This is a genomic window from Phreatobacter aquaticus, assembly GCF_005160265.1.
Taxonomy (GTDB): domain Bacteria; phylum Pseudomonadota; class Alphaproteobacteria; order Rhizobiales; family Phreatobacteraceae; genus Phreatobacter; species Phreatobacter aquaticus.
Genome location: NZ_CP039865.1, coordinates 4,598,937 through 4,625,737, shown reverse-complemented (window position 1 = coordinate 4,625,737; position 26,801 = coordinate 4,598,937). Strand labels below are relative to the sequence as shown.

Here is a 26,801-nt window from a genome sequence, read left to right as displayed (position 1 = left end):
GCCAGCTCAGAACAGGTTCAGCTGCTCGGCGGGCGCCTTGCCCTTGCGGGCGGGCGGTGTGAACAAGTCCGTCGTCAGTCTCAAGCGACGCTTGCCATAGCCGATCCGTTCCATCGCCATCTCGAAGCGGCGGCCGATCATCCAGGCAAAGGGGCCGGTGCCTTTCTGCCGGACACCATAGGCGGAGTCGTAATCCTTGCCGCCGCGCGTGCCCTGCACGAGTGACAGCACATGGCGAGCGGCATCCGGCTTGTTGGCCACCAGCCATTCGCGGAACAGGTCGCGGATTTCCAGCGGCAGTCGCAGCAGCACATAGCCGGCCTCGCGGGCGCCCATGTGCCAGCAGGCATCGAGGATGCGCTCGATCTCGGCATCGTTGACGGCCGGAATGATCGGCGCGACCAGCACGGCGGTCGGGATGCCGGCTTCCGACAGCATGCGGATCGCCTCCAGGCGCTTCGGCGGCGTCGAGGCCCGCGGCTCCATCGAGCGGGCGAGCTTGCGGTCGAGCGTGGTGACAGAGAGCGCCACCTTGGCAAGGCCCTTCTCGGCCATGCGGGCGAGGATATCGATATCGCGCGTGACCAGATGGTTCTTGGTGACGATGCCGACCGGATGATTGGCGCGTTCCAGCACTTCGAGGATGCGGCGTGTCAGGCCCCATTGCTTCTCGATCGGCTGGTAGGGATCGGTGTTGGTGCCAAGCGCGATGGTGCGCGGCTGGTAGCCTGCTTCGGCCAACTCCTTTTCCAGAAGCTCCGGGGCGTTCGGCTTGGCGAAGAGCTTGGTCTCGAAGTCGAGGCCGGGGGAGAGGCCCATATAGGCGTGGCTGGGTCTCGCGAAACAATAGGTGCAGCCGTGCTCGCAGCCCCGATAGGGATTGATCGAGCGGTCGAAGGAGAGATCCGGGCTCTCGTTGCGGGTGATGATCCGCTTGGCCTTTTCCTCGGTGACGGTGGTGGCGAAGGCCGGCAGTTCGTCGAGCGAATTCCAGCCGTCGTCGAAGCCTTCGCGGCTCTGCTTTTCGAACCGGCCGGACGCGTTGGTCAGCGTGCCCCGGCCGCGCCGCCGCTTTTCGTCCACGCCCGGACCCGAGGACAGGTCGAGGGCATGGGCCGTCTTGGTGCCGAACAGTTCGGCCGCAGCCGCTTCCAGGCCGCCGGCATTCAGCCGATCGGCAAGGCTCGAATCCAGTTGGCGTGCGATGCGTCCCATGCCTCAAGAGCTAGCATTGCATGGAGATCAAAACAAGAACATTGAGGCCGCCGGTTCGCGCGTTTCGGGTCGCAAGGCTCTTGCGGAAATCGCAATGCGCGTATAAAGATATCTTTATATGTGAGTTGAGCCCGTGCTGAAGACCCCCAAATCCCTCGTCCGATCCCATGGTTTCGACGACGCCGTCGCGGTGCTCCGCGCGGTCGGCGAGCCCACGCGTCTGCGCCTCTTGGCGCTGGTCGTGGAAGCGGAACTGACGGTCACCGATATGGTGGATATTCTCGGCCAGTCCCAGCCCCGCATTTCGCGCCACCTCAAGCTTCTGCTCGAGGCTGGCCTTGTCGAGCGGGTGAAAGAGGGGTCCTGGGCCTTCTTTCGGGCGGCGAGCGAGGGCGGTGCGGGCAGGGCGGTCGCGACCCTGGTCAAGCTGGTCGACCCCGCCGATCCCATTCTCGCCAGCGACCGCGAGCGCCTGGCCGAAGTCCGCGCCAAGCGGTCGGAGGAGGCGCAGGCCTTCTTCGCCCGCCATGCGGCCGATTGGGGCCGTCTGCGTGCTTTGCATGTCGCCGAGGAGCGGGTGGAGAAGGCCGTTCGCGAGGCCCTTTCGGGCCGGCCGGTGCGCACGCTTCTCGATCTCGGCACCGGCACGGGCCGGATGCTGGAGCTCTTCGCGCCCGATATCGATCGCGGTCTCGGCATCGATGCGAGCCCGGAGATGCTGACACTGGCGCGCGCCGCGCTCGACAAGGCCGGCATCCGGCACTGCTCGGTGCGGGCCGGCGACATTTATGCGCTGGCCCTGCCGCGCGATGCCTATGACGCCGTCATCATCCATCAGGTCCTGCACTTCCTCGACGATGGCCAGCGCGCCATCCGCGAGGCGGCCCGTGTGCTGCGTCCGGGCGGCCGTCTGGTGGTGGTCGACTTCGCGCCGCACGAGGTCGAGTTCCTGCGCGAGACGCAGGCGCATCGCCGCCTGGGCTTTTCCCGCGAGGCGATCGAGGCCTGGTTCCAGGCGGCGGGACTCGAGCCTGCCGGCTTCCACAATCTGACGCCCGACACCAAGGGCGCCGAACACCTGACCGTTTCCATCTGGGTCGGCCGCGATCCCCGCATCGTGACCGACGCCCCCGCTCTGCCGGGTCTTCCTGAAGTCGAGGCCGTGTGATGTCCAGTTCTGCCTATAGGCCCAGCCGCTATGTGTCCGCCTCCCGCCTGAAGGTCTCCTTCGAGTTCTTCCCGCCGAAGAACGAGGAGATGGAGCAGACGCTGTGGGAATCGGTCGAGCGCCTGGCGCCGCTCAATCCCTCCTTCGTGTCGGTGACCTATGGCGCCGGCGGTTCGACCCGCGAGCGCACCCATGCGACCGTGTCGCGCATCGTCAAGGAGACGGCGCTGAAGCCTGCGGCCCATCTCACCTGCGTGGCCGCCACCAAGGATCAGGTCAACGAGGTCATCCGCGACTATTGGGCGGCCGGCGTGCGCCACATCGTGGCGCTGCGTGGCGACCCGGTCGGCGGCGTCGGCACGGCCTATACGTCGCATCCCGGCGGCTATGAGGGCTCGCCCGAACTGATCGCCGGCATCAAGGCCATCGGCGATTTCGAGGTGTCGGTCTCGGCCTATCCGGAAATGCATCCCGAAAGCGGCTCGGTGGAGCGCGACATCGAGATGCTGAAGCGCAAGGTGGATGCGGGCGCGACCCGCGCCATCACCCAGTTCTTCTTCGATAACGATCTCTATCTGCGCTATCTCGACCGCGTGCGTGCGGCCGGCATCAACATCCCGATCGTGCCGGGCATCGTGCCGGTGCAGAACTTCAAGCAGACGGCGGGCTTTGCCGCGCGCACCGGCGCGAGCATTCCCGACTGGCTCGCCAAGCGGTTCGAGGGTCTGGAGAACGATCCCGCGACCCGCAAGCTGATCGCGGCCTCGGTTGCCGCCGAGCAGGCGCTCGACCTGGTCGATCGCGGCATCACCGAGTTCCACTTCTACACGATGAACCGCGCCGACCTCGTCTATGCGGTCTGCCATCTCCTCGGCATGCGGCCGGAAGCGGCCGCCGCCAAGGCCGAGGCGGCCTGATCACCCGCCGTTCACGCAAAGCCATCTATAGAGCCGTCTCGACATCCAGCCCCTTTCCCGGAGGCCCGCCATGACCCAGTTCCCGCACCGCCATTCCGATGGCGCCGACGTGCTCGCCGCCCTGACCAAGGCCGCGTCCGAGCGCATCCTGGTGCTCGACGGCGCCATGGGCACGATGATCCAGCGCTACAAGTTTTCGGAATCTGATTTCCGGGGCGAGCGCTTCGCCCACTGGACCCACGACCTCAAGGGCAACAACGACCTTCTGATCCTGACCAAGCCGGACGTGATCGAGGCGATCCACCTCGAATATTTCGAGGCGGGGTCCGACATGGTCGAGACCAACACGTTCTCGTCGACCTCCATCGCCCAGGCCGATTACGGCATGGAAGAGCTGGCCTATGAGCTGAACTACGAGGGTGCGCGTCTCGCCAAGAATGCCGCCCGCACGGCGGAAGCCAAGGACGGCCGCCGGCGCTTCGTCGCCGGTGCCTTCGGCCCAACCAACCGCACCGCGTCGATCTCGCCGGACGTCAACAATCCGGGCTTCCGCGCGATCACCTTCGACCAGCTCCGCGAGGCCTATGCCGAGGAGGCGCGCGGCCTGATCGATGGCGGCGCCGACATCATGCTGGTCGAGACCATCTTCGACACCCTCAACGCCAAGGCGGCGCTGGTGGCGATCGAGGAGGTGTTTCAGGAGAGACACGTCCGCCTGCCGGTCATGATCTCCGGTACGATCACTGATCTCTCAGGCCGCACGCTGTCCGGCCAGACGACGGAAGCGTTCTGGTTCTCGCTCCGCCATGCCAGCCCCTATTCGATCGGGCTGAACTGCGCGCTCGGCGCCAAGGAGATGCGTGCCCATATCCAGACCCTGTCGCGGGTCGCGGATACGCTGGTCTGCGCCTATCCGAATGCCGGCCTGCCCAACGAGTTCGGCCTCTATGACGAGAGCCCCGAGGCGATGGCCGAGATGGTCGGCGAGTTCGCCACGTCCGGCATGGTCAATATTGTCGGTGGCTGCTGCGGCTCGACGCCGGACCATATCGCGGCCATCGCCAAGGCGGTGAAGGGCGTGGCGCCCCGCAAGGTGCCGGTGCTCGACGCCAAGCTCCGCCTCTCGGGGCTGGAGGCGTTCGAGTTCGCGGCATGAGCCAGGCCCATTTCCAGGATCCCGATGCGGTCGCCGCCTATGAGCGGGGGCCGCGCCTGTTCATTCCCGGCTATGACGCCAGCCATGACATGGCGAGTGTCCTGCTGATGGAGACCATGTCGGCGGACGGCCATGTGCTGGTGGTCGGTGCCGGTGGCGGCATTGAGATGGCGAAATTCGCCGAGGTTGGGCCGGGCTGGCGCTTCACCGGCGTCGACCCGGCTCCGCTGATGCTCGACATGGCGCGCCAGCGCCTGGCGGCCATGGGCGCGGATCAGCGGATCACGCTGATCGAAGGCTATGCGAGCGACGCGCCCGACGGCCCCTTCGACGCCGCCACCTGCTTCCTGGTGCTGCATTTCGTTCCCGACGACGGCAGCAAGCTTTCCACGTTGCGCGAAATCCATCGCCGCCTGAAGTCGGGCGCGCCCTTCGTGCTCATCGATGGGTGCATGGACAGAGAGGGCCCCGACTTCGCAGCGGCCCTGGCGCGTTATTCCGCGTTCGGACGCTTCAAGGGCGCCCCCGAAGACATGATTGCCTACGCCTCCTCCATGGTCGCAACGAGCCTCAACACCGTGTCAGCGGAGCGCGAAGTCGCTCTGCTGACCGAAGCCGGATTCACTTTTGTCGAGCCCTTCTACCGTGGCCTTTGGGTCCAGGGTTGGCTCGCCCGTGCCTGAAAGCAAAATTGGTATGACCACCCCCGTCGCGTCCTTCATCAATATCGGCGAGCGAACGAACGTCACCGGTTCGGCGAAGTTCCGGAAGCTGATCACCAACGGCGACTACACGGCCGCGCTCGACGTCGCGCGCGAGCAGGTGGAGAGCGGCGCACAGGTGATCGACGTCAACATGGACGAGGGCCTGCTCGATTCCGAGAAGGCGATGGTCACCTTCCTCAACCTGATGGCGGCAGAACCCGACATTGCCCGCGTGCCGGTGATGGTCGACTCATCCAAGTGGGAGGTGATCGAGGCGGGCCTGAAATGCGTGCAGGGCAAGTCGATCGTCAACTCGATCTCCATGAAGGAGGGCGAGGAGAAGTTCATAGAGCAGGCGCTGAAGGTGCGCCGCTATGGCGCCGCCGTCGTTGTCATGGCCTTCGACGAGAAGGGCCAGGCCGACACGTTCGAGCGCAAGACCGAGATCTGCGCCCGCGCCTACAAGATCCTGACCGAGCAGGTCGGCTTCCCGCCCGAGGACATCATCTTCGATCCGAACGTGTTCGCGGTTGCCACCGGCATCGACGAGCACAACAATTACGGCGTCGATTTCATCAATGCGACCAAGTGGATCCGCGAGAACCTGCCGCACGCGCACATCTCCGGCGGCGTCTCCAACCTGTCATTCGCCTTCCGCGGCAACGAGCCGGTGCGGGCTGCCATGCACTCGGTCTTCCTCTACCACGCCATCAAGGTCGGCATGGACATGGGCATCGTCAATGCCGGCGCCTTGCCGGTCTATGACGATATCGACCCGGAACTGCGCGAGCTCTGCGAGGATGTGATCCTCAACCGCCGGCCGGATTCGACCGAGCGGATGGTGGACGCCGCCGCCCGCTTCAAGGGCGATGGCTCCGCCCAGCAGGAAAACAAGAAGGACCTCACCTGGCGCGAATTGCCGGTGGCCGAGCGTCTCGCCCATTCGCTGGTCAAGGGCATCACCGAATATATCGAGCAGGACACCGAAGAGGCGCGCCAGCAATCGGTCCGGCCGCTGCACGTAATCGAAGGGCCGCTGATGAGCGGCATGAACGTGGTCGGCGACCTGTTCGGTGCCGGCAAGATGTTCCTGCCGCAGGTGGTGAAGTCTGCCCGCGTGATGAAACAGGCGGTCGCCTATCTGCAGCCGTTCCTGGAACAGGAAAAGCGCGAGATGGGCTTGGTCGACAAGCCCGCCGCCGGCAAGATCCTGATGGCGACCGTCAAGGGCGATGTCCACGACATCGGCAAGAACATCGTCGGCGTCGTGCTCCAGTGCAACAATTACGAGGTCATCGATCTCGGCGTCATGGTGCCGGCACAGCGCATCCTCGACGAGGCGATCAAGCACCAGGTCGACATCATCGGTCTCTCCGGCCTCATCACGCCCTCGCTCGACGAGATGGTGCATGTGGCGGCCGAGATGGAGCGCCAGGGCTTTTCCGTGCCGCTGCTGATCGGTGGCGCAACGACCTCGCGTGTCCATACGGCGGTCAAGATCCATCCGAGCTACGAGCGCGGGCAGACGGTCTATGTGCTGGATGCCTCGCGCGCCGTGGGTGTCGCGTCCGCCCTGTTGTCAGAGGACCAGAAGCCGGCCTATGTCGCCGACATCCGGGCCGAATATGCCAAGATCGCCGAGGCTCATTTGCGTGGCGAGCAGAACAAGCTGCGCATGAAGCTCGCCGATGCGCGCGCCAATGCGCTGAAGCTCGACTGGACCGGCTACCAGCCGCCTGAGCCGAGCTTCATCGGGACCCGGGTCTACGAGGATTTCGATCTTGCCGATCTGGTCACCGCGATCGACTGGACGCCGTTCTTCCAGACCTGGGAGCTGAAGGGCCGCTATCCCGCGATCCTCGACGACGACAAGTTCGGCGAAGCCGCGCGCGGCCTCTACAAGGACGCGCAGGTCATGCTCCAGCGCATCGTCGGCGAGAAGTGGTTCACAGCCAAGGCGGTCGTCGGCTTCTGGCCAGCCAATGCGGTCGGCGACGATGTCGAAATCTATGCCGATTCCGAGCGGACACAGACCCTTGGCACGTTCCATACGCTGCGCCAGCAGATTTCGCGGCGCGAGGGCCGCGACCGCGCCCATATCGCGCTGTCGGATTATTTCGCACCGAAGGGCGCCAAGCCCGACTGGATTGGTGGCTTCGTCGTCACCGCCGGCATCGGCGAGGATGTGATCACCAAGAAGTTCGAGGCCGAGAAGGACGATTATTCGTCAATCCTCGCCAAGGCACTGGCGGACCGCCTGGCGGAGGCCTTTGCCGAGCGCATGCACCAGCTGGTTCGCAAGGAGCTGTGGGGCTATGCGCCTGACGAGGCGCTGTCGAGCGAGGAACTGGTTCTCGAGCAATATCGCGGCATCCGGCCGGCGCCCGGTTATCCGGCCCAGCCCGATCACACCGAGAAGGACACGCTGTTCCGCCTGCTCGATGCCGAGCGCGCGATCGGCGTGACGCTGACCGAGAGCCGCGCCATGTGGCCGGGCTCGTCGGTCTCCGGGCTCTATCTGTCGCATCCCGACAGCGCCTATTTCGGCGTCGGCAAGGTCGAGCTTGACCAGGTCGAGGACTATGCGCGCCGCAAGGGCTGGACGGTGGAGGAGGCCGAGCGCTGGCTCGCGCCGGTGCTCAACTACGATCCGGGCCTGGTCCGCGCGATGAGCCAGGCGGCGGAATGATCCACAGACGGAACGCGGCGCCATCGCACCCGGCGCCGCGATGAGCTATCGAAGCGGGTCTTGTCCACTCGGTCATCCGCTGAGGTTCATGCCCGACGATCGCCTGAAGATGCCGCCGGCCTGGTCCGTGCTGGCCGTGTTGTGTGCCGCCTGGCTTATCCGGGTTGCGCCGCTCGTTCTCGTGCCGAACATCCATCACCCCGACGAGATCTTCCAGAGCCTGGAACAGGCCCATAGGGTGGTGTTCGGCTATGGGTTCGTGCCGTGGGAGTTCGAATACGCGGTCCGCTCATGGATCCTGCCCGGGGTCATCGCCGGCATCATCCGGGCCAGCCAGTGGATCGGGGAGGGGCCCCAAACCTATCTGCCGGTTGTCGGGGCCGTGCTCGGCGCGCTTGGGGCGGCGGCCGTCGTCTGTGTCTTCCTGTGGGCCCATCGGCTGTTCGGTCTTGCCCTTGGCCTCGCGGCCGCAGCCGTTCCAGCCTTCGCACCCGAGCTTATCCATTTCAGCGGCAAGGCGCTTACCGAGGTCGTCGGCGGGCATCTGCTCGTCATCGCCATCTATCTCGCCTTTCCGGGCCGCGAGGTGTCGAGCCGGGGCCGTCTCGTGCTGGCGGGTCTCTTGCTGGCACTGGCCGTCGCCGTCCGGCTGCAGATCGCGCCGGCGGCAGGCCTTGTCGGCATTGTCGCCCTGGTGCGCTGGCCCTTCGCCCGGACATTCTGGCTCGTCCTGGGCGGTGCGGTCGCAGTTGCCGGGGCAGGTGTCATCGACTGGATGACCTGGGGCGTGCCGTTCCTGTCGTACTGGCACAATTTCAGCTTCAACGTGACCTACGGCGTCGCCGCGCATTTTGGCGTCCAGCCGTGGTTCGATTACCCCGCCCAGTTGCTGATCGTGTGGGGCGGCGCATTGGTCGCCATCGTCCTGTTCGGGATCGTGGGAGCGGTATTCCAGCCCCTGCTCGCCGCTGTCGCTCTCGTCGTGCTGGCGACCCATTTGCCGATCGGCCACAAGGAGTTGCGGTTCCTCTATCCGCTTCTGTTCATCACGCAGGCGCTGGTGGGTCTCGGGATCGCCGCCTCGATCCGGTGGATCGAAGGGTCTGGGCTCATGTCGTCACTTCCCGCTGTCGCAAGCCGGCCATCCTGGCGAACGGCCCTGGCCGGAGCGCTGCTCGGGCTGTTCATCGTCGGCCGTCTGCCGGGCTTCATGATGACGCCGGCCGCGGGATCGGCCTGGATCGAGAAGAAGGACGATGTCGCAGCCTCGCTTCACGTCGCTTCGCTGAGCGGGGTGTGCGGGATCGGCGGCTACGGCGTGACATGGGCCGAGACGGGCGGCTATGCGATGATGCACCAGCGGGCGCCTTTCCATCATGCGCGCGGCCCCCAGGATTTCGCCGCCAGGCTCCCGGCGTTCAACACGATCATCTTCCCCAAGGCCCTGAGGGACCATGTCGGGATGCCGGATGCGCGCTGCTTCGGCGAGCGCTGCGTCGCCCAGCGTGGTGGCACCTGCGAAGTGCGGGACGTCGAGCCACTCTCGACCCCGCCTCAGCTCCGGGATGTGCCGCGCGTGCGCGCGCTCTGGCCACCTGCGGCGCAATGGCAAGGCGGACAGCGCTGAGGGACTATCGCGGCGCGGGCAGGCGGGCTGCCGTCTCGATCGAGCAGATGTAGCGCTTGAGCAGGTCCACGCGGACGCGCGGCGCGAGGGTCTGCGCGGTATCCATGGCGCCGAGCGTCTCGCAGGTGATCGGCGAGAAGGCGATCGCCGGCATGGCCACGATGAAATCCCGCCCGGCCGGGCTGCCGTTGACCGCCGACTGATAGGGCAAGGACCAGTTCCAGGCGACGGGCCAGCCTCGCGACTGGTCCGCTCCGGTACCGTCACGCCGCGAGCCGTCGGCAAACAGCAGCGAGACGCCACGCGGCAGAGCCGATGCGGCAGGAGGGGGGCCGCCAATGATCGTCTCGAGCGCGTGCCAGTGGAAGAGGAACCGGACAGCCTCGACGCTGTGCCCGAGCGCCGAGACGCAGACGATGACGGCCAGGTTCAGCGCGATCGCGGTGCGATGGATGGACATCCAAGCCTCGGCGCGGTTCACCAGGGCAGGACGCATGAGGCCAGCGAGGCGCCAGAGCAGCATCGTGCCGAGAAAGCCGGCAAGGCCGCAGAAGACGATGGTGCGGGCAATGTAGCGGCGCAGGACATGCAACTCGCCGGGCCAGAGCATCAGAACAACCGCGGCGGCGAGCGTGACGGCCGCGACGACCGTGATGGCGGAGCGGCGTGTTCGCGGCGCTGCAACCAGGATCAGGCCCTGAAGCAGGACCAGGCCGATCAGGACGGTCAGCGAGATGTTGTTGAGCAGATTGTCGAGGCTCAGGAAATTCAGCGCATTCTCGTGGACGGAGCGCTGGATCTCGGCATTGGGGATGGCGACGGTCGCCTTGACCACCAGTGGCGGCAAGCTGACGGCCGCGAGCACGGCCAGGAACCGTCTCTCGCGGTGGACGAGATAGCCATTCACCAGCACGAGGGCGACGAGCGGCACCGCGGCCTCGTGGACGAAGTTGGTGACGAGGGCGAAGCCAAACAGGATCGGGGTCCGCACGCCCCGCTGGCGGGTCGCATAGGCGAGCATCGGCCAGATCATGGCGTGGGCGAGCCACATTTCGGTTGGGAAGAAGGTGACGCTGAAGGCGAGAACGATAGTGGAGATCGCGCACCAGAACGATAGCCGGGAGCCCTTCTCCTCCAGCATGCGGGTGGCCAGCAGGCCCGCGAGCGGGATGCTCGCCATGATCACCGAATAGAGGCCGATCGCGAAGGGTGCGCTTCCGGTCGCGCGGGCTGCGAGGAAGGGCGGAACGATGGTCAGCAGGAAGGCCGTCAGACGGTTCGGATAGCTCGCCCAGCCGAGCGTCCAGGGATCGGGGGACAGGATGCTGAGGACGAAGAAGCTGCCGTCGGCGAAGGTGACGACGCCCCAGATCGGATAGACGATGATGAGCGCTGCCGCCATGACGGCGGCGAGCAGGACAGTTGCCGAACGGCAGGCGCGCAGGTCGGCATCGGTCATGAGACGGTCAGATCGTGACCTGCGTTCCGACCTCGACCACGCGGCCGGTGGGGAGATGGAAATAGTCTGTGGCCGAATTGGCGTTCACGGCCATCGAGATGAAGATGTAGTCCTGCCACATCGGCATGCCGAGCTTGCCGGAGGCCTTCAGATGGCGCCGCGACAGGAAGAACGAGGTCGACATCATGTCGAACTTGAGCCCGGCCTTCTTGCAGGCGATCAGGGCCTTGGGAAGGTTCGGCGTCTCCATGTAGCCGAACTTCAGGATCAGCTTCGAGAACGAGTCGTTGATCTTCTCGAAATAGATCCGCTCGCCGTCGGGAACGCGCGGCGTGTCGGCGCTCTTCACCGCCAGGAACACGTTGTGTTCGTGGAGCACCTTGTTGTGCTTGAGGTTGTGCAGGAGCGATGCCGGTGCATAGGAATGGTCCGACGACAGGAAGATCGCCGTGCCCGGCACCCGGTGCGGCGGGCGCTTCTCGAAGCTCTTCAGCAGGTCGTCGAGCGGCACCTCGATGCGCCGGGTCTTGTCCGCCAGGATGCGCGAGCCGGTGCGCCAGGTGATCATCAGGAACAGGATCACCGCGCCGATCACCAGCGGCACCCAGCCGCCATCAAGCACCTTGAGCAGATTGGCGCCCAGGAAGATGAAGTGGATGACGATCAGCGGCCCGAGGATCGCCAGGGCCAGCATGATGTTCCATTTCCACAGGCGCCGGACGACGACATAGGCGAGCACTGCTGTGATCGCCATCGTGGCTGTGACCGCGATGCCATAGGCAGAGGCGAGTGCCGAGGAATTCTTGAACACCAGGACCAGCACGAGGACGCCGATCAGGATGCCCCAGTTGACGGCCGGCATGTAGATCTGGCCGGAATGCTCTTCCGAGGTATGGCGGATCGCCATGCGCGGCAGCAGGCCGAGCTGGATGGCCTGGCGTGACAGAGAGAAGGCGCCGGTGATCACGGCCTGGCTGGCGATGATGGTGGCAAGCGTCGCGAGAATCACGGTCGGCAGCAGCGCCCAGCTGGGGAACAGCAGGAAGAACGGGTTCTGCAGCTTGGAAGGATCGGCGAGGATCATGGCGCCCTGGCCAAGATAGTTCAGTGTCAGGGCCGGGAAGATCAGTGTGAACCAGGCCCACTGGATCGGCTTGCGGCCGAAATGGCCGAGGTCGGTATAGAGCGCCTCGCCACCCGTGACCGCCAGGAACACCGCGCCCAGTGCCAGAAGCCCGACCGTGCCATGGTTGGCGACGAACCTGACGCCGTAGACCGGGTTGAAGGCATAGAAGATGGTCAGGTCGTCCCAGATGTGGCTGAGGCCGCTCACGCCCATCACAACGAACCAGACGATGCAGATCGGCCCGAAATAGCGGGCGACGCTGGCGGTGCCGTGGCTCTGGACCGCAAACAGCGCGACGATGATCACGACGGTGATCGGCAGGATATAGGGCTCGAAGACCGGTGTGACGAGCTTGAGGCCCTCCACCGCCGACAGCACGGAAATGGCCGGCGTGATCGCCGCATCGCCATAGAACAGGGCAGCTCCCGCCATGCCGAGGAGGGCGATGATGTAGGTCGGGCGGCCAACCGCGCGCTGGCTCAGCGTCACCAGTGTCAGGATGCCGCCTTCGCCCTTGTCGTCGGCGCGCAGCAGCAGCAGCACATATTTGATCGTGATGATCAGGATCAGCGACCAGAGGATCAGCGAGATGACGCCGAGCACCATGTCGCGGGAGGGGATGCCCTGGGCATTGTGCCCCATGGCCGCCACCAGCGCCTCGCGGAAGGCATAGAGCGGGCTTGTGCCGATGTCGCCATAGACAACGCCGATCGAGCCCACGAACAACGCGGCAAAGCTCGCGTGGGGCTGGGAATGGTCTGCGCCGGGTGCGCCATTGGCGCCGCCGGCCATTTTGGCCGGGTCGCCGGCATCGACCGGGGCCACGCTACCGGCTTGCGCCGCATCTTTTGTCATTGGGTTCAGGACCTCGAGGACTTCCGGATGAGATGATCCGGCCCCTTTTGATGCAGGCTCCCGGCAAGCCGATCCACCTTCGGATCCCTTCGGCAACCCTGCCGACCGCTTGCCGCTTAGTCTGGATGTCGGGCCGCGTCATACAGCATCCCGGCCCATGTGATCAACAGGTTGGTCGCCACCAAGCCGCCACAGTCCTTAACCGATGTCAATCAGCGGATCGTGGTCTCCGTGGCGCGGGTCAGGTCGAGGACGCGCACCCCCTCCTGGGTGACCGAGCCGCTGGTGACAGGAAGCGATGCCTGCACCGCCGTCTGGCCAATGCCGGCACGGCGCGCGGCTGTACCGCCCAGGCGGGCGACGGGCGCCTGGGAACCGGCATCACGGGCATGGAGCCCGGCTTCGATCTCGGCCACGCGGCGCTGGACATCGACCGGCAGGCGGCCATAGGCGCGGGCTGCCACGAAATCCTGGGCACGATAGGGAAAGCGCGGCCCGCCCGAAAAGACCCGGACACCGGCTTCGGTCACCACGATGTCGCCAGCGCGCAGCGTGTGATCATGGGTGATCGGCAGGCGGGCGAGGCCATTGGTCGCGCCGCCATGGCAGGTGCAGGCATTCTCGACCCGCTGGCGGAACAGGAAGGCGGTGCGCAGGCTCGCATAGGTCTGTCCGCGACTGGATGTCGCGTCCGCGATCGTGCCGCGCGAGGCGACCGAATAGAGGGCCATTTCAGTGCCGGGGCACAGGCTGTTGCACGTTGCCTGCTGGGCATTGCGGCCCGCGCCGCCGGTCGTCGAGCCGGCCGGGAAGAAGAAGCCGTCGCAGAGCCGAACGCAGAAGGCGCGCGGTCCGCCGGGATTTTCGGAACTGTCGGTCGCTGCCTCGGCGTTGGAATCGGCCGGGGGATGGCGTCCATTGCCGGCGGGGCCAGGGCGGACGGTGATCTCGGGAACATCGCGCCGGGCTTGGCCGAACAGGTTGAAGCCCGGAAAGATCGATGCGCGGCTCTGCGGAGCCTCGCCACGCCGGGCGGCCCGCTGTTCGGCGTCCCTGCGGTTGATGGCGTAGATCTCGTCGGCATCCTGCGCGGCGGCCGGGCTCATGCCGGCCATGGGCACGAGCATCGCCGCGGCAAGAATCATCAGGCCGTATCGGGCCGCTTGCATTGTGGACAGGCTCCATGGACTGGCGAGGAACACGTCCAGCAACCCGGCTGGACGACGTCTGTTCCCGCCGACACGCATGACGCGTTCAGATTGCAATCTTGTGTCGGAGCGGGTGCGAATCGTCTGGAAACCCGACGTCGAGCGAAACAATCGCGGTATCGCTAACGACATCGACCGCCCCGGCGGTCAAACCGGAGCGGTCCATATGATGTCGGCAGACGGACCATCGGCCGTCAGGAACTTCGGATTCAGAAGGCGCCGAGCAGAATGGCGCCAACGAATGCAAACGCGGCACAGAGTGCGAAGACATTCACGTGTCGAGCGAGCTCCACGGCTGGCCTCCTTATTCAGGAACCGGGACCGGAAGCTAAGCGGCTCGTGACAGTCTTGTGAAGCGGAATTTGGTTGTCCACAGGCCCCGGGCGGCGTCCGCGCGGCGATACCGCCGAGCGATGCCCTTGATCGATCAGATGAAACCGACCAGCAAAAAGATCGGCGCAATAGGTGAACCCTGCTGACCTGTCTGGCCGGCTGTCCGATCATTCCGCCGTCCTACCAGGGGATGATCTGGCCAGAATAATCATAGAAGGTGCAGACATCGCCTGACGTCATGCCGTCGACCACGGCGATCAGTCCGCGGGCGCTTTCTGCCGGCTCGATGGCGGCGGCCTGACCGCCCATGTCGGTCTTGACCCAGCCAGGATGGGCGACGGCAACGACGATGCCCTCCGGGGCGAGATCGGTCGAGAGGCCCTGCATCACCTTGTTCACGGCGGCTTTCGACGTGCGATAGGCGATGCGGTCGGACGTCATGTGGCTGAGCGAGCCCATGCGGCTGGTGATGGTGAGGATCTTCGAGCCCTTGGCCGCCTTGAGCAGGGGCAGCGCCACCTGTGCCACACGCAGAGGCGCCAGCGTGTTGACGGCCAGGGTCTCGGCAAATCCGTCGAAATCCATGTCGAGCGTCGATTGCCGCTTGGGGCCAATCATGCCGGCATTGTTGATCAGCACGTCGAGCGCCGTGATGTCCGCCTTGGCGAGCTGGGCGGGCAGGGTGGCGATGGAGGCCGGACTTGCCACGTCCAGCTCGACCACCACCAGCCGCCCGGAGGCGGAGGCCGCAAGCTTGGCCAGGGCCTGCGCCTCGGCGGGCTGGCGAGCGGTCGCCACCACCTTGTCGCCGCGAGCGAGCAATTGTTCCGTGATGGCAAGGCCGATGCCGCGATTGGCGCCGGTGATCAGATAGGTGCGCATGGAACTCTCCTTGATGCTGCCTAGAGGTCGCAATACCGGGGCGAATGGCAAGGGGAGCTTTGCGCATGGGCGCCCGGCCCCGTTCGCTTGACCGCATCACTGCAGGATGTAATACGACATTACATGACGATATCATCCAAGGCCGGAAATCTCGCCGACCGGCGCGGCTACCATCACGGCAATCTGCGCGAGGCGTTGATCGAGGGCGCAAAGCGATTGATCGCCGAGCGCGGCCCCGCGGGCTTCACGCTGTCGGATGCCGCCAAGATTGCCGGTGTCTCCCCGGCCGCCCCCTATCGCCATTTCAAGGATCGCCAGGCCCTCTTGCGCGAAGTGGCCAAGCAAGGTTTCGAAGCGCTTGGGGCCCGGCTGAAGGCAACGGCCCTGCAAGCCGGTGCCGGCGGCGAGGGCTTCTTCGCCATGGGCAAGGCCTATCTCGCTTTCGCGCGCGAGGAGCCGGCCTATTACGCGGCCATGTTCAATACCGGCCAGCCGGAAGAACCCTCGTCCGGGCAGGACGATCCAGGCTTCGCGATCCTGCAGGCGGCTGTGGCGCGCATGCTCGGAACGACCGATCCCGCCAAGACCCGGCCAGCCGCCTTGCTGGTCTTTGCCCTGACACATGGGCTCGCCTCGCTATCCGCTCCCGGATCCATTGCTGCGCCTGGAGGCGTGGCCGATCCGGAAAAGGCCCTTGAGATTGGCGTCAGCGCTCTCCTGAAGGGTTTGCCGCAGGTTCTCGGCCCCAGTTCCTGATCGATCACATCGGCGTGTAGGCGATCCGTCGTCTTGACAGCAGGCGTTAGAATGATAATGTAACTTACATTCACACTAAGCAAACAAGGAGCTACATCATGCATCATGCCCATTCCTCCATGACCTTCGCTTCGGCCCCGGCCGACCGCACCCCGCCATTCGCCGGAGGCTGGCGCGGCGCGCTCGACCGCCGCTGGCACCCGATGGAACTCGCCTCGATGATCGTCGGCTTCGTGCTGTTCTGGCCGATCGGTCTGGCGATCCTCGGCTGGAAGAAGTGGACCGGCGCGCCCAAGTCGCCCCGCGATGGCCGCAGCTCGACCAATTTTGCGCGAGACCTCGGCGGCGATACCGGCAACAGCGCCTTCGAGGCGTTCAAGCAGGCCGAACTGGAGCGGCTCGAGGCCGAGCGGCTGAAGCTTCATCAGGCGCAGGCGGATTTCGGGGTCTATCTCGAGCGCTTGAAGCAGGCCCGTGACCGCGAGGAATTCGACCGGTTCATGGGCGAGCGCGCCACGGACCAGTCGCCGAGGCCCGCCGCGTGATCGATGGCGTGCCCCTTCAGCCCAGGCTGGAGCGGGTGAGGCCGAGGAACAGGCTGATCAGCGCGCTCGCGGCGGCAAGCCCGAACTTGAGCGCGCTGATCCAGGGCAGGACGAGGCTGGTGTCGGCGAGGCCCGCATAGACAAGGGCGAGTGCTGCATCTTCCACGAGATCGGCCGCCGCATAGGCCAACGGCAGGACCACGGCCAGTATCCGGGTCCTCTCGTTGAGAAAGGCCGCGCCGCGCGTGGCCAATCCGCCTGCGATCAACAGGGTCGCGGTCACGGCCAGGATCAATGGCAGGTCGGCGGCCAGAGCCTTGAGCGCGGTCCAGCGGAGCGGGCCGAGCGTTGCCAGGAAGGTTCGGAATTCATCGGCGGAATAGCCGCCATAGCGGGTATCGGGCCGAAGAGACTTCAGACAGTCCAGCCCGTCGCAGGCCTGGATGCGCAAGGCCGCCTCGACGTCAAGGTTGGCGAGCACGTTGAGGCCGAAGGCGGCAAGGGTTGCAACCAGCGCCAGCGCCAGATGGAAAGGTCCCGCCGCCTGGGCCATGCTGCCGATGCGCCCGATCAGGTTCAAAGGCCGCGGCTTTCCAGGAACGTGACGATCCGGCCCGTGACGCGCTTGGCGATCGGAATGGCGACATAGGCTGCCAGGGCTGCCGCCGGCCAGGCAATGACGAAGGCATGCATCCAGCGGCCGAGATAATCGGGGGGAATGCCGAGGTTCAGATAGGTGATCAGGGCGGTCATCAGGAAGGCCATGACGCCGGCCATCAGGATGGGCTGGATCACGGCGGCTTTCGAGGGCATCAGGCAACTCCGGGCGATTGATGCGCCACTGCTATCACGGCGGGTCGCCGTGCGGGAACTGCCGCATGCGGGGAGGTGCCCTCAGTAACCGCTGTCGTCGTTGCGCAATCGGCGCAGCAGCGCCCGGTTCTGACCTTCCAGGGCCTCGATCTTGCGGACCAGCGAGTTTTCGCTGATTGCGACGTCGTCCGTCTCGAAATGGACGCCGATCTCGCCGACGCGCCGCCAGGCGACCTTGCACCTGAAAAGCGCGCTGCCCTTCTGTGGAATCTTCAGCTGAAAATGATCGGGAATGTCGCTGACGCCGCCGCAGTCCAGTCGAGCACCGGTTTCCGAGAAGTTGCGCACCGTGCATTCGGTCGAGCGGAGGCCGCCCGGAAACAGCACTGTGCCTTTCCAGAACGTTCTCGAACGCAAGGCCGCGCGGCGCTCTTCCATGGCCGAAGGCAATCCTAACCGCATACCCCGTGAGGATAGCATAGCCGGCTTAAGCGTGTGTTGACGGTCTGGAATGCTCTCAAGGAGCTGCCCAGGCGAAAGTCCCGGCATAGGCCTTCGCCCTCGGCGGGGCATAGCCGCCGACCTTCGAGGTCTTGAGGCCGAGCCCGATCATCGCCTCGGCGAGCTTCACCGCGGACGCTACCCCGTCGATCACCGGCAGCCCGTGCTCGCGGGTGAGGGATGCCGCAAGTTCCGCCATCCCCGCGCAGCCAAGAACAATGGCCTCGGCGCCATCCTCGTCCTTGGCCCTGACAATCTCGGACGAGATCTTGGCGCGCGCGCCGGAAGCCGGATCCTCGAGCGCCAGAACCGGCACCTCGCAGGCCCGGACCCGGCCGCAGCGGGCGTCGAAGCCATATTTGCGGACATTGTGTTCCAGCGCCGGGACCGAGACCTTGAGCGTGGTGATCACCGAGAATCGGGTCGCGACCAGCGTTGCCATGTGCATCGCGGCCTCACCGATGCCGATGACCGGCACATCCGCCAGCGAGCGGGCGCCATCGAGGCCGGTATCGTCGAAACAGGCGATGACGAAGGCGTCGGTGCCGCGAGCCTTCTTCATCTCGGCGATCAGGCCGGGAATCGAGAAGACCTCGTCGTAATAGCCCTCGATGGAGGCAGGACCGCTGTCGGGATTGGTGGCGACGATGGTTGTGCCGGCGGCGGCCGCGGCGCGGGCGGCCTCCCCGATGGCGCGGGTCATCGAGGCCGTGGTGTTCGGATTGATCACCGTCACGTGCATGGAGGAGGAGCCTATTTGCGCGGGATTGGCGGCGCGAGATGGGTCTCGTAGCTCTTGGCGCGCTCGTCCTTCTCGCGGATCATGTCCTCGTAGGCCTTCTTGGCCTCGGGCGTCAGCGACACGCCGCGAACCGGCTCCTTCTTGCGCGGCGGGTTCTTCTTGAATTGCGGGTCCATGGGCCAGACTCCTTCTCGCGATGCGGTGAGGCCCTAGGGCGCCTTCACCTGCTCCAGCATGGTGCGCACGATGACGCGGTGAAACGGCATGATGGTCGCAAGATAGGTGCGGCCGAGCCAATTGTGGGTCTTGACGATCGTGCTGGCAGTAATCTGACGGGAGTTGCCGAGGATCGTCACGTCGATAACGGCTCGGAAATCCAGATGCCTGTCATCCAGGCCGACAACCACCCGCTCCGGCGAGCGGCTGATCACCGGGAAGATGCCAATGCGCTCGGTCGAAGGCAACGCCTGTTCGACAGGCCCCTTGAGCCCGAGGGGCCTGACGATGACATTGCGGAGCTTCAGGAGCGCGGTCACCCAGCGTGGGCTTCGCCCCATCATGCGCTCCGCCGCCGTTGGCGCGTCGATCGCGCTATCGGTGACCACGATGCGAAAGGCGTCGATGAACCCGGCGCCGGCCAGCAGGCTGCCGGGATCGATGTCGGGAGTAACGGCGCGGGCCTGCATGGTCGCTGTCCCTGGTCGACGCAACGCCTCGGCGGGTTGCGAGCGATCCTTAGCAAGCTTCCGCGGGAGAGACGAGGCTCCGCCCGCAACAATCACGCCGCAATCGTCTGGTCCGTGCGGAAGCAGCGGGCCTCGTGGCCGTCGCCGACAGCGACCGGGTCGGGCTGTCCCTCCGAGCAGGATGGCAGGGCGAGCTTGCAGCGCGGCGCGAAGGCGCAGCCCGGCGGCAGATTGGCGAGATCGGGCGGCGATCCGGGGATCACCTCGAGCCTGGTGCCCTTGGCGAGCGCGTCATGGGCGCGGCTCTTCATCAGGCCGATCGTGTAGGGGTGGCGGGGCGACCGGATGATATCGCGGATCGGCCCCATCTCGACGATGCGGCCGCCATACATCACCGCCACGCGGTCGGCGACCTCGACGGCCACGCCGATATCGTGGGTGACGAACATCACGGCGATGCCGAATTCACGCTGCAATTCGCGGATCAGCAGCAGGATCTGGATCTGCACGGTGGCGTCGAGCGCAGTCGTCGGCTCGTCGGCGAGCAGGACTTTCGGATTGCAGGCGAGCGCCAGCGCGATCATGGCACGCTGGCGCATGCCGCCGGACATTTCGTGCGGGTAATTGCCGAGGCGCCGTTCGGGCGAGGGAATGCGGACCCGCTCGAACAGGTCGAGCGCGCGTTTCATCGCCTGGTCCTTCGAGCCGCCCTCGTGCTTGACGATGGTCTCCGCGATCTGCTCGCCCAGCGTGTAGACGGGATCGAGGGCGAGGGCCGGCTCCTGGAAGATCATGGAGACGGTACGGCCGCGGAAGGCCTGGAGTTCTTTCGGCTTCAGCGCCAGAACATCCTCGCCAGCGACCTGGATCGTGCCCTCGATGCGGGTGCGCTTCTCCGGGTTGAGGCGGAGCATGGCGCGCAGCGTGACCGACTTGCCGGAACCGGACTCGCCGAGGATCGCCAGCGTCTCGCCGCGCTCCAGCGAGAGGTCGACGCCGTTGATGGCCGAGATGGGCTTCGCGCCGCCGGTGAAGGTGACCTTGAGGTTCTGGATGTCGACAATGGGCGGCGTGGTCAGCATGATGATGTCCTCACGCGGCCACCTGCACGGCCGGCGCCTTGGAATGGCCCGAGCCCGGTTCCGACATCAGGCAGGCCACCTGGTGATGCTCGCCGACCGGCGTCAGCACCGGCTCACGGCCCGAACAGGAGGCCTCCACGAAGGTGCAGCGGGTGTGGAAGCGGCAGCCGGATGGCGGGTCGATCGGGTTCGGCGGATCGCCCGAGATCGGCGCCTGCATGGTGCGGTTGTCGGGGTCCATGGTCGGCATGGAGCGGGTGAGCGCGCCCGAATAGGGATGCGCCGCCTTGCCGAAGATCGCATCCGAGGGACCGATCTCCGCGACCTTGCCGAGATACATGACCATGACCCGGTCCGACATGTAGCGGACGACGTTGAGGTCGTGGGAGATGAAGATATAGGTCAGCTTGAACTCGTCCTTGAGGTCGAGGAGCAGGTTCAGGACCTGCGCCTCCACCGACTTGTCGAGCGCCGAGACCGCCTCGTCGAGGATCACGACCTTGGGCTGAAGGGCAAGCGCTCGGGCAATGTTGACGCGCTGGCGCTGGCCGCCGGAGAGCTCGTGCGGATAGCGGCCGGCAAAGCGGGTGGGGTCGAGGCCGACGCGGCCGAGCAGGTCGCGCGCGCGCTCGATGGCCTCGTTTGTCGGCACACCGTGCACCTGCGGCCCGAAGGCGACGGAGGCCTCGATGGTCAGGCGCGGATTGAGGGACGCGTATGAGTCCTGGAACACCATCTGCACCTGGCGGCGGTATTCCGACAGCGAGAGATCGGGCGAGCCGACCTTGGCGGCGTCGAACAGGATCTCGCCGGCGGTCGGGTCCATCAGGTGCATGAGCAGGCGGGCGGTGGTCGACTTGCCGCAGCCGGATTCGCCGACAATGCCGAGCGTCTCGCCGTCGAGCACGTCGAATTCGACGCCATCGACCGCGCGTACCACCTTCTTCGGCCCGAACAGGCCACCGGCGATCGGGAAATGCTTGACGAGCCCGCGGACGGTGAGGAGCGGCTGGATGCTCATACCTTCACGTCCATCGCGTTGCGCAGGCCGTCGGCCAGCATGTTGAAGGAGATCGAGGTGATGAAGATCATCGCGCCGGGCAGCGCCGCGACGATTGGCTGGGTGTAGATCGCGGTGCGCAGCGTGTTGAGCATCAGGCCCCATTCCGGCTCGGGCGGGCGGACGCCAAGGCCGAGGAACGAAAGGCCGGAGGCCAGGATCATCGAGACCGAGATGAGGCCGGTCGCATAGACGAAGATCGGCCCCAACACATTGCCCAGCACGTGGACGCGGATGATGGTGAGCGCATTGGCGCCGGAGGCGCGGGCGGCTTCGACATAGTCGCGGTTGCGCACCTGGGTGGTGACGGCCTCGGCGACGCGGGCGATCGGCGGAATGAACACAACCGTCAGCGATACCAGCGCGTTCTGGATGCCGGCGCCGAGCGCGCCCGACAGGGCGACCGCCAGCAGCACGGACGGGAAAGCGTAGAACACGTCGATGGTGCGCATGATGACGGTGTTGGTCTTGCCGCCGACATAGCCGGCAATGACGCCGATCAGCGTGCCGATGCCGAAGGCCATGAGCACCGGCGTCACGCCCATCATCAGGGAATAGCGCGCGCCGAAGATCAGGCGTGAGAGCATGTCGCGGCCGAGCTCGTCGGTGCCGAGCGGGAACCCGGTCGTGCCGACGGGGCGGAGGCGGCGGATGGTGCGCCCGGCATAGGGATCGGCCGGTGCGATCCAGGGTGCGAAGACGGCGATCAGCACGAGGATCAGCACGAGCGAGCCCGCGATGATGGCAACCTTGTCCTTCTTGAAGCGGGTGATGACGCCGGCCCAGTAGCCGGGCGAACGCTCGATCGGCGCAATGGTCTTGGCGGGATCCTGCGGCAGCAGGGATGCAACGGAACTCATGGGTTCAGCTCCGCTGGATGCGTGGGTCGATCGCCGTCTGGATGACGTCGACGATGAGATTGAGCATGACGAAGAACAGGGCGAGCACGAGGATCGTGCCCTGGAGCAGCGGCAGGTCGCGCTGGAAGATCGCGGCGTTGAGCAGGAAGCCGGTGCCGGGCCAGGAGAACACGGTCTCGATCAGGATCGAACCGCCCAGCAGATAGCCGAGCTGCAGGCCCATGACGGCAAGCGCGGTGGGGGCGGCGTTCTTCACCACATGGCCGAAAATGCCGAATTCCGAGAGGCCCTTGGCGCGGAGCGCCGGCACGAAATCCTGGCTGAGGATGTCGGCGACCAGCGCACGGATGGTGCGCGAGACGATGCCCATGGGGATCACGCTCATGGTTATCGCCGGCAGGATGAGATGGCGGATGTGCTCCCAGTTGGGCTTCCATTCGGCGGACCCGCCGGGGCCGGCCCCGGTGGGTGGCAGCCAGTTCAGCTGGGCGGCGAAGATGATGACCAGCACCATGCCGAGCCAGTAATGCGGGACGGACACGCCGACAACCGACAGGAAGGAGGCAAACTTGTCGACCGCGCTGTCGCGGAAATAGCCGGCGACAAAGCCGAACAGCAGGCCGAAGAAGAAGCCGATCAGGGTGGCGACGAAGGAGAGCAGCAGCGTGTTGCGCACCGCGTTCAGCACTTCGGTGGTCACCGAGCGGCCGCTGGCGATGGAGGTACCGAGATCGCCCTGCAGCGCCCTGAGGCACCATTTGAAGAACTGCTCGTAATAGGGACGGTCGAAGCCGTAGGCGACCATCATCTGCTGCTTCAGCTGCTCGGAAGCGTCCGGCGGCAGCACCGAGACCAGCGGGTCACCCGGCGCGATATGCACCAGCGCGAAGCAGACGATGGAGACGCCCAGCACGATCGGGATCGTGTAGACAAGGCGCTTGCCCAGATAGGTCAGCATGCAATGGTCCCCTGGGCGGTCATGCCATCGATACCGGACAGAGGTCCTGGTACCAGTTCTGTGCCTGGACGAAGCCCTTGACGCGCGGCGACAAAGCGCGCGGCGCGACGTCATGGGCGACGAACAGGAAGAGCGCGTCGTCGACGAATTTCTCGTGCGCCTTGCGGATCGCGGCGAGCTGCTTCGCCGGGTCGAAGGACGAGCGCATCTCGGCGAACAGCGCGTCCATGGCGGGATCGGAATAATAGCCCCAATTGGTGCCACGCGGCGGCATGAGGCCTGAATCCAGGTGGCGGATCAGGGCCGTGAACGGGTCCTGGCTGAAGTAGGATGAGTTGGTGGAATGGGCGCCGCGCGAGGAGGGATCGCGGGCGCCGGCGCGCCAGGAGGCCGTCAGCGCGTTCCAGTCCATCACCTCGAAATCGACCTTGATGCCGATATCGGCGAGGTTCTGCTGGATGAGCTCGTTCATCACCTGCGGCTGCATCTGGCCCGAACCCGAGGGCGAGATGATCGCCTTCACCGAGACCGGCTTCTGCGGCGAGAAACCGGCCTCCGCCATCAGCTTCAGGGCCGCGGGAATATCGGTCTTCACGTCAAAGGACGGCCTGCCGAACCAGGGGCTCGACGGCGGCACCATGCCCTTGGCCGGCAGCATCATGCCGCCGAGCAGTTCCACCATGCCGGCGCGGTCGACTGCCAGATTGGCCGCCTTGCGGATGCGGATATCGTTCCAGGGCGAGCCCTCGGCGCGCGAGAAATGCCAGGTCCAGTTGTGCGGATAGACATTGGAGGTGATCTGCATGCCGCGCGATTTCAGCTGCGCGATATTGTCGGTCGGCGGCGCCTCGATCCAGTCGACCTGGCCAGCGAGCAGGGCCGCGGTGCGGGTGGTCGCCTCGGGCATGGGCACCAGCACGACGCGGTCCACTTTGGGCCGGCGCGCCGGGTTCCAGTAGGCGTCGTTCTTGACCAGTTCGAGCCGCTCGCGCGGCGTGTAGCGGTCAACCTTCCAGGGGCCGGTGCCGGACGGGCTTTTCAGGAAATTGTCCCAGCTGCGGCCGACTTTCTCCCATTGCGCCGGCGAGGACATGAGGATCCACGCCATTTCGTAGGGGAACAGCGCATTCGCCGTTTGGGTGGTGAACTCGACCGTCATCGCGTCGACGACCCGATAGGCCTTCACCGAGGGGATGCGAGTGAGGCCTTGCGCCGCCTGGCGCTGGTCGAACTGGGGGGAATCCTTCTTGAGGATCTTGTCGAAGTTCCAGACGACCGTCTCGGCATTGAAGGGCGAGCCGTCATGGAAGGTGACGCCAGGGCGCAGCACGAAGGTCCAGCGCGTCGGGTCTGCTGCATCCACGGACCACGAGGTCGCGAGGCCCGGAACGAGGCCGCCGGGCTCATTGGCCTTGGAGAGATCCCAGAGGATGAGGCTGTCGAAGACATTGTAGCCGACGAAGCGCATGCCCTCGGCGCCCTGATCGGTCTGCCCGTTGGGCAGCGGAATATCGGAGGCGGTCATGGCGATGCGCAGGACGCTGGCGCCCTGGGCGTGGATCGCGGACAGATCGAGGAACGGGGCGGCGCCGAGAAGGGCGGATCCGGCGAGCATCTGGCGGCGGCTGAATGCGGGGTTCGTCATCGGTGCTCCGGTCCGACGGGGGAAGTAGGACCGGGCGGCAACACTGCCGCCCGGTCGGGTTTTCATCAGCGGGCAATGTCCATCGGCGCGATGTCGATGAACCAGGAGCGCGGCTGGACGACGCCGGTCACCTTGGCCGAGATGGCGCGCGGGCCGACATCGTGGGCGACCCACAGGAACGGCGCTTCCTCGACGATGCGCTTGTGGAGGGCAGCCAATGCCGCGTCGCGACCGGCATTGTCGAAGGTCGAGCGGGCCTTGGCCGCGAGCTGGTCGAACTCATCGGAGTTGAAGAAGCCCCAATTGTTCGAGGCCGGCGGATTGGTCTGCCGGGTCACGAAGCGCAGCATGCCAAAGAACGGGTCCATGGCCGCATATGTGACGTTGGTGGCATTCGCCCCACGCGAGCCGGGCGAGCCTGCGCCCTCGCGCCAGTTGTTGAACACCGAGTTCCATTCGGCGACTTCCAGATCGACGTTGAAGAAGCACTCCTTCAGCGCCTGCTGCAGCCACTCGTTCATGACGATCGGCTGCATCTGGCCGGAGCCCGAGGCCGAGGTCAGCACCTTCACCGACAGCGGACGCTGGGCCGAGAAGCCGGCTTCGGTCATCAGGCGGCGAGCTGCTGCGAGGTCATACTTGATCTCGAAGGTCGGGTTGCCCCACCACGGATGGCCGGGCGGATAGGTGCCGCGCGGCACTTCCATGAGGCCGTTGAGCAGCGTCTTCAGCTCATCGCGGTTGATGCAGAGGTTGGCGGCGTGGCGGACGCGGCGATCGAGCCAGGGCGAGCCCTCGCGGAACGAGAACTGCCAGGGCCAGACATGCGGCTGGGCATTGGTGTACATCTTGAAGCCGCGCGAGGTGATCTGCGCGACGGCGTCCGGGGCCGGAGCCTCGATCCAGTCGACCTGACCGGCGAGGAGGGCTGCGGTGCGGGCATTGGCCTCGGGCAGCGGCAGCAGCACGACGCGGTCGACCTTGGGCGTGCGCGCCGGATCCCAATAGCCCTTGTTGGCGACCATCTCGAAACGCTCGCGCGGCACGAGGCGGACGCCGCGGAACGGGCCGGTGCCCGACGGGGTGGCCGCGAAGGCGACCCAGGCGGCGGCAGCGCGCGCCTTCGGATCGGCGACGCTTGCCGGCACGTCGGCGAGCAGCTTCTGCCAATGGGCGGGCGAGGCCATGAACAGGTTGGTGAGGTTGATCGGCAGGAACGAGTCCGGCGCCTTGGTGATCAGTTCCACCGTCAGGTCGTCGATGACGCGGGCCGAGGCGAGGTTCGGCATGCGCGAGACGGTGACGCCGACCTGGCTCTGGTCGAAATGGGGAGCGGCCTGATCCAGAACCTTCTGGACGTTCCAGACGACAGCCGCGGCATTGAAGGCCGAGCCGTCATGGAACTTCACGCCGGGGCGCAGCTTGAAGGTCCACTTGTTCCGGTCGGTGGCATCGACCTCCCAGGAGAGAGCCAGGCCCGGCATGATGACGGAGGCGGCGTCGGCCTTCGACAGGTCCCAGTGGACCAGCGCGTCATACATCGGGATGCCGGTGAAGCGGTTGCCCTCGAAGCCCTGATCGGGTTGGCCGTGGGTGCGCGGAATGTCGGCGGCGGTCATGCCGATGCGCAGCACCTTTTCCTGGGCAATCGCCGAGGCGGTGGAGAGCAAGGTTCCGGCGAGCGCGAAGGCCATGCCGGCTATGAGCGCCGGTCTGAATGTGAAGGACATACGAAGTCTCCCTGAGGTCAGTGGTGCGATGGCTCGCAAGCCACATGCCACCTCAGGTCGCAGGGCGGATCATTCGGCGATCGC

23 protein-coding genes and 2 pseudogenes are annotated in these 26,801 nt (G+C 65.9%); 8 read left to right on the top strand and 17 right to left on the bottom strand.

Going from position 1 to position 26,801, the window contains the following annotated elements; all coding sequences use genetic code 11:
• Nucleotides 1-6: 6 nt before the first annotated feature.
• Nucleotides 7-1,215 carry a PA0069 family radical SAM protein gene (locus tag E8L99_RS21990; RefSeq protein WP_137101566.1) on the bottom strand — a complete coding sequence of 403 codons (1,209 nt, stop codon included), beginning with the start codon at nt 1,213-1,215 and terminating at the stop codon, nt 7-9.
• 136 nt (nt 1,216-1,351) lie between these two features.
• On the opposite strand from E8L99_RS21990, the gene E8L99_RS21985 reads away from it, so the two are divergent.
• The 6 genes and pseudogenes from E8L99_RS21985 to E8L99_RS21960 all read left to right on the top strand — a co-directional run bounded on the left by E8L99_RS21985 (nt 1,352) and on the right by E8L99_RS21960 (nt 9,476).
• A complete protein-coding gene (locus E8L99_RS21985; RefSeq protein ID WP_137102236.1) occupies nt 1,352-2,383 on the top strand; it encodes an ArsR/SmtB family transcription factor in 1,032 nt (343 codons plus the stop codon).
• Nucleotides 2,383-3,300, top strand: a complete 918-nt coding sequence (metF, locus tag E8L99_RS21980) for a methylenetetrahydrofolate reductase [NAD(P)H] (protein ID WP_137101565.1) — start codon at nt 2,383-2,385, stop codon at nt 3,298-3,300. Before E8L99_RS21985 ends, metF begins: the two co-directional genes overlap by 1 nt.
• Nucleotides 3,301-3,370: 70 nt before the next feature.
• Nucleotides 3,371-4,444 (top strand): annotated as a pseudogene (locus E8L99_RS21975) (homocysteine S-methyltransferase family protein); the annotation flags it as partial.
• An 8-nt stretch (nt 4,445-4,452) separates the two neighbouring features.
• Nucleotides 4,453-5,139 carry a class I SAM-dependent methyltransferase gene (locus E8L99_RS21970; protein WP_137101563.1) on the top strand — a complete coding sequence of 229 codons (687 nt, stop codon included), beginning with the start codon at nt 4,453-4,455 and terminating at the stop codon, nt 5,137-5,139.
• A gap of 34 nt (nt 5,140-5,173) precedes the next feature.
• A pseudogene (gene metH, locus E8L99_RS21965) lies at nt 5,174-7,849 on the top strand (methionine synthase); the annotation flags it as partial.
• 88 nt (nt 7,850-7,937) lie between these two features.
• Nucleotides 7,938-9,476: a glycosyltransferase family protein gene (locus E8L99_RS21960; RefSeq protein WP_168201793.1), complete on the top strand. Its 1,539-nt coding sequence runs from the start codon at nt 7,938-7,940 to the stop codon at nt 9,474-9,476.
• A gap of 4 nt (nt 9,477-9,480) precedes the next feature.
• Here the strand turns inward: E8L99_RS21960 and E8L99_RS21955 are convergent, their stop codons facing one another.
• The 4 genes from E8L99_RS21955 to E8L99_RS21940 all read right to left on the bottom strand — a co-directional run bounded on the left by E8L99_RS21955 (nt 9,481) and on the right by E8L99_RS21940 (nt 15,339).
• Complete coding sequence (locus E8L99_RS21955; protein ID WP_137101560.1) at nt 9,481-10,935, bottom strand: hypothetical protein; 1,455 nt, start codon at nt 10,933-10,935, stop codon at nt 9,481-9,483.
• A gap of 7 nt (nt 10,936-10,942) precedes the next feature.
• Nucleotides 10,943-12,853, bottom strand: coding sequence for a potassium transporter Kup (locus tag E8L99_RS21950; protein WP_252511391.1), 1,911 nt, complete (start codon nt 12,851-12,853; stop codon nt 10,943-10,945).
• 275 nt (nt 12,854-13,128) lie between these two features.
• On the bottom strand, nt 13,129-14,085 hold the full coding sequence (locus E8L99_RS21945) for a DUF2865 domain-containing protein (protein ID WP_168201792.1): 957 nt from the start codon (nt 14,083-14,085) through the stop codon (nt 13,129-13,131).
• A gap of 552 nt (nt 14,086-14,637) precedes the next feature.
• Nucleotides 14,638-15,339 carry an SDR family oxidoreductase gene (locus tag E8L99_RS21940; protein WP_137101557.1) on the bottom strand — a complete coding sequence of 234 codons (702 nt, stop codon included), beginning with the start codon at nt 15,337-15,339 and terminating at the stop codon, nt 14,638-14,640.
• A 123-nt stretch (nt 15,340-15,462) separates the two neighbouring features.
• On the opposite strand from E8L99_RS21940, the gene E8L99_RS21935 reads away from it, so the two are divergent.
• Together E8L99_RS21935 and E8L99_RS21930 are read left to right on the top strand one after the other, a co-directional pair.
• Nucleotides 15,463-16,095 carry a TetR/AcrR family transcriptional regulator gene (locus E8L99_RS21935; protein WP_137101556.1) on the top strand — a complete coding sequence of 211 codons (633 nt, stop codon included), beginning with the start codon at nt 15,463-15,465 and terminating at the stop codon, nt 16,093-16,095.
• A 98-nt stretch (nt 16,096-16,193) separates the two neighbouring features.
• Nucleotides 16,194-16,640, top strand: a complete 447-nt coding sequence (locus E8L99_RS21930; protein ID WP_137101555.1) for a DUF2852 domain-containing protein — start codon at nt 16,194-16,196, stop codon at nt 16,638-16,640.
• Nucleotides 16,641-16,656: 16 nt separating this feature from the next.
• On the opposite strand, the gene E8L99_RS21925 is transcribed toward E8L99_RS21930, so the two are convergent.
• The 12 genes from E8L99_RS21925 to E8L99_RS21875 form a co-directional block, all read right to left on the bottom strand.
• Complete coding sequence (locus tag E8L99_RS21925; RefSeq protein ID WP_137101554.1) at nt 16,657-17,220, bottom strand: hypothetical protein; 564 nt, start codon at nt 17,218-17,220, stop codon at nt 16,657-16,659.
• Nucleotides 17,217-17,453 (bottom strand): DUF2798 domain-containing protein, encoded by a 237-nt coding sequence (locus tag E8L99_RS21920; RefSeq protein ID WP_137101553.1) that lies wholly within the window; start codon nt 17,451-17,453, stop codon nt 17,217-17,219. The genes E8L99_RS21925 and E8L99_RS21920 overlap by 4 nt, the downstream gene beginning before the upstream one ends.
• 81 nt (nt 17,454-17,534) lie before the next feature.
• Nucleotides 17,535-17,891, bottom strand: a complete 357-nt coding sequence (locus tag E8L99_RS21915; protein WP_168201791.1) for a PilZ domain-containing protein — start codon at nt 17,889-17,891, stop codon at nt 17,535-17,537.
• A 79-nt stretch (nt 17,892-17,970) separates the two neighbouring features.
• A complete protein-coding gene (locus tag E8L99_RS21910) occupies nt 17,971-18,696 on the bottom strand; it encodes an aspartate/glutamate racemase family protein (protein ID WP_137101551.1) in 726 nt (241 codons plus the stop codon).
• Nucleotides 18,697-18,707: 11 nt separating this feature from the next.
• Entirely contained in the window at nt 18,708-18,872 is a 165-nt protein-coding gene (locus E8L99_RS23885) for a hypothetical protein (protein ID WP_168201790.1), read from the bottom strand.
• A 33-nt stretch (nt 18,873-18,905) separates the two neighbouring features.
• Entirely contained in the window at nt 18,906-19,382 is a 477-nt protein-coding gene (locus E8L99_RS21905) for a DUF2867 domain-containing protein (protein ID WP_137101550.1), read from the bottom strand.
• Between the two features lie 92 nt (nt 19,383-19,474).
• Nucleotides 19,475-20,464, bottom strand: a complete 990-nt coding sequence (locus tag E8L99_RS21900; RefSeq protein WP_137101549.1) for an ABC transporter ATP-binding protein — start codon at nt 20,462-20,464, stop codon at nt 19,475-19,477.
• 10 nt (nt 20,465-20,474) lie between these two features.
• Nucleotides 20,475-21,485: an ABC transporter ATP-binding protein gene (locus tag E8L99_RS21895; protein WP_137101548.1), complete on the bottom strand. Its 1,011-nt coding sequence runs from the start codon at nt 21,483-21,485 to the stop codon at nt 20,475-20,477.
• The gene (locus E8L99_RS21890) at nt 21,482-22,384 is read right to left on the bottom strand and encodes an ABC transporter permease (RefSeq protein WP_137101547.1); all 903 of its coding nucleotides are present in this window, start codon (nt 22,382-22,384) and stop codon (nt 21,482-21,484) included. The genes E8L99_RS21895 and E8L99_RS21890 overlap by 4 nt, the downstream gene beginning before the upstream one ends.
• A gap of 4 nt (nt 22,385-22,388) precedes the next feature.
• Nucleotides 22,389-23,342, bottom strand: coding sequence for an ABC transporter permease (locus E8L99_RS21885; RefSeq protein WP_137101546.1), 954 nt, complete (start codon nt 23,340-23,342; stop codon nt 22,389-22,391).
• Nucleotides 23,343-23,361: 19 nt separating this feature from the next.
• The gene (locus tag E8L99_RS21880) at nt 23,362-24,987 is read right to left on the bottom strand and encodes an ABC transporter substrate-binding protein (RefSeq protein WP_137101545.1); all 1,626 of its coding nucleotides are present in this window, start codon (nt 24,985-24,987) and stop codon (nt 23,362-23,364) included.
• Nucleotides 24,988-25,052: 65 nt separating this feature from the next.
• Nucleotides 25,053-26,717 carry an ABC transporter substrate-binding protein gene (locus E8L99_RS21875; RefSeq protein ID WP_137101544.1) on the bottom strand — a complete coding sequence of 555 codons (1,665 nt, stop codon included), beginning with the start codon at nt 26,715-26,717 and terminating at the stop codon, nt 25,053-25,055.
• Nucleotides 26,718-26,801: the final 84 nt, after the last annotated feature.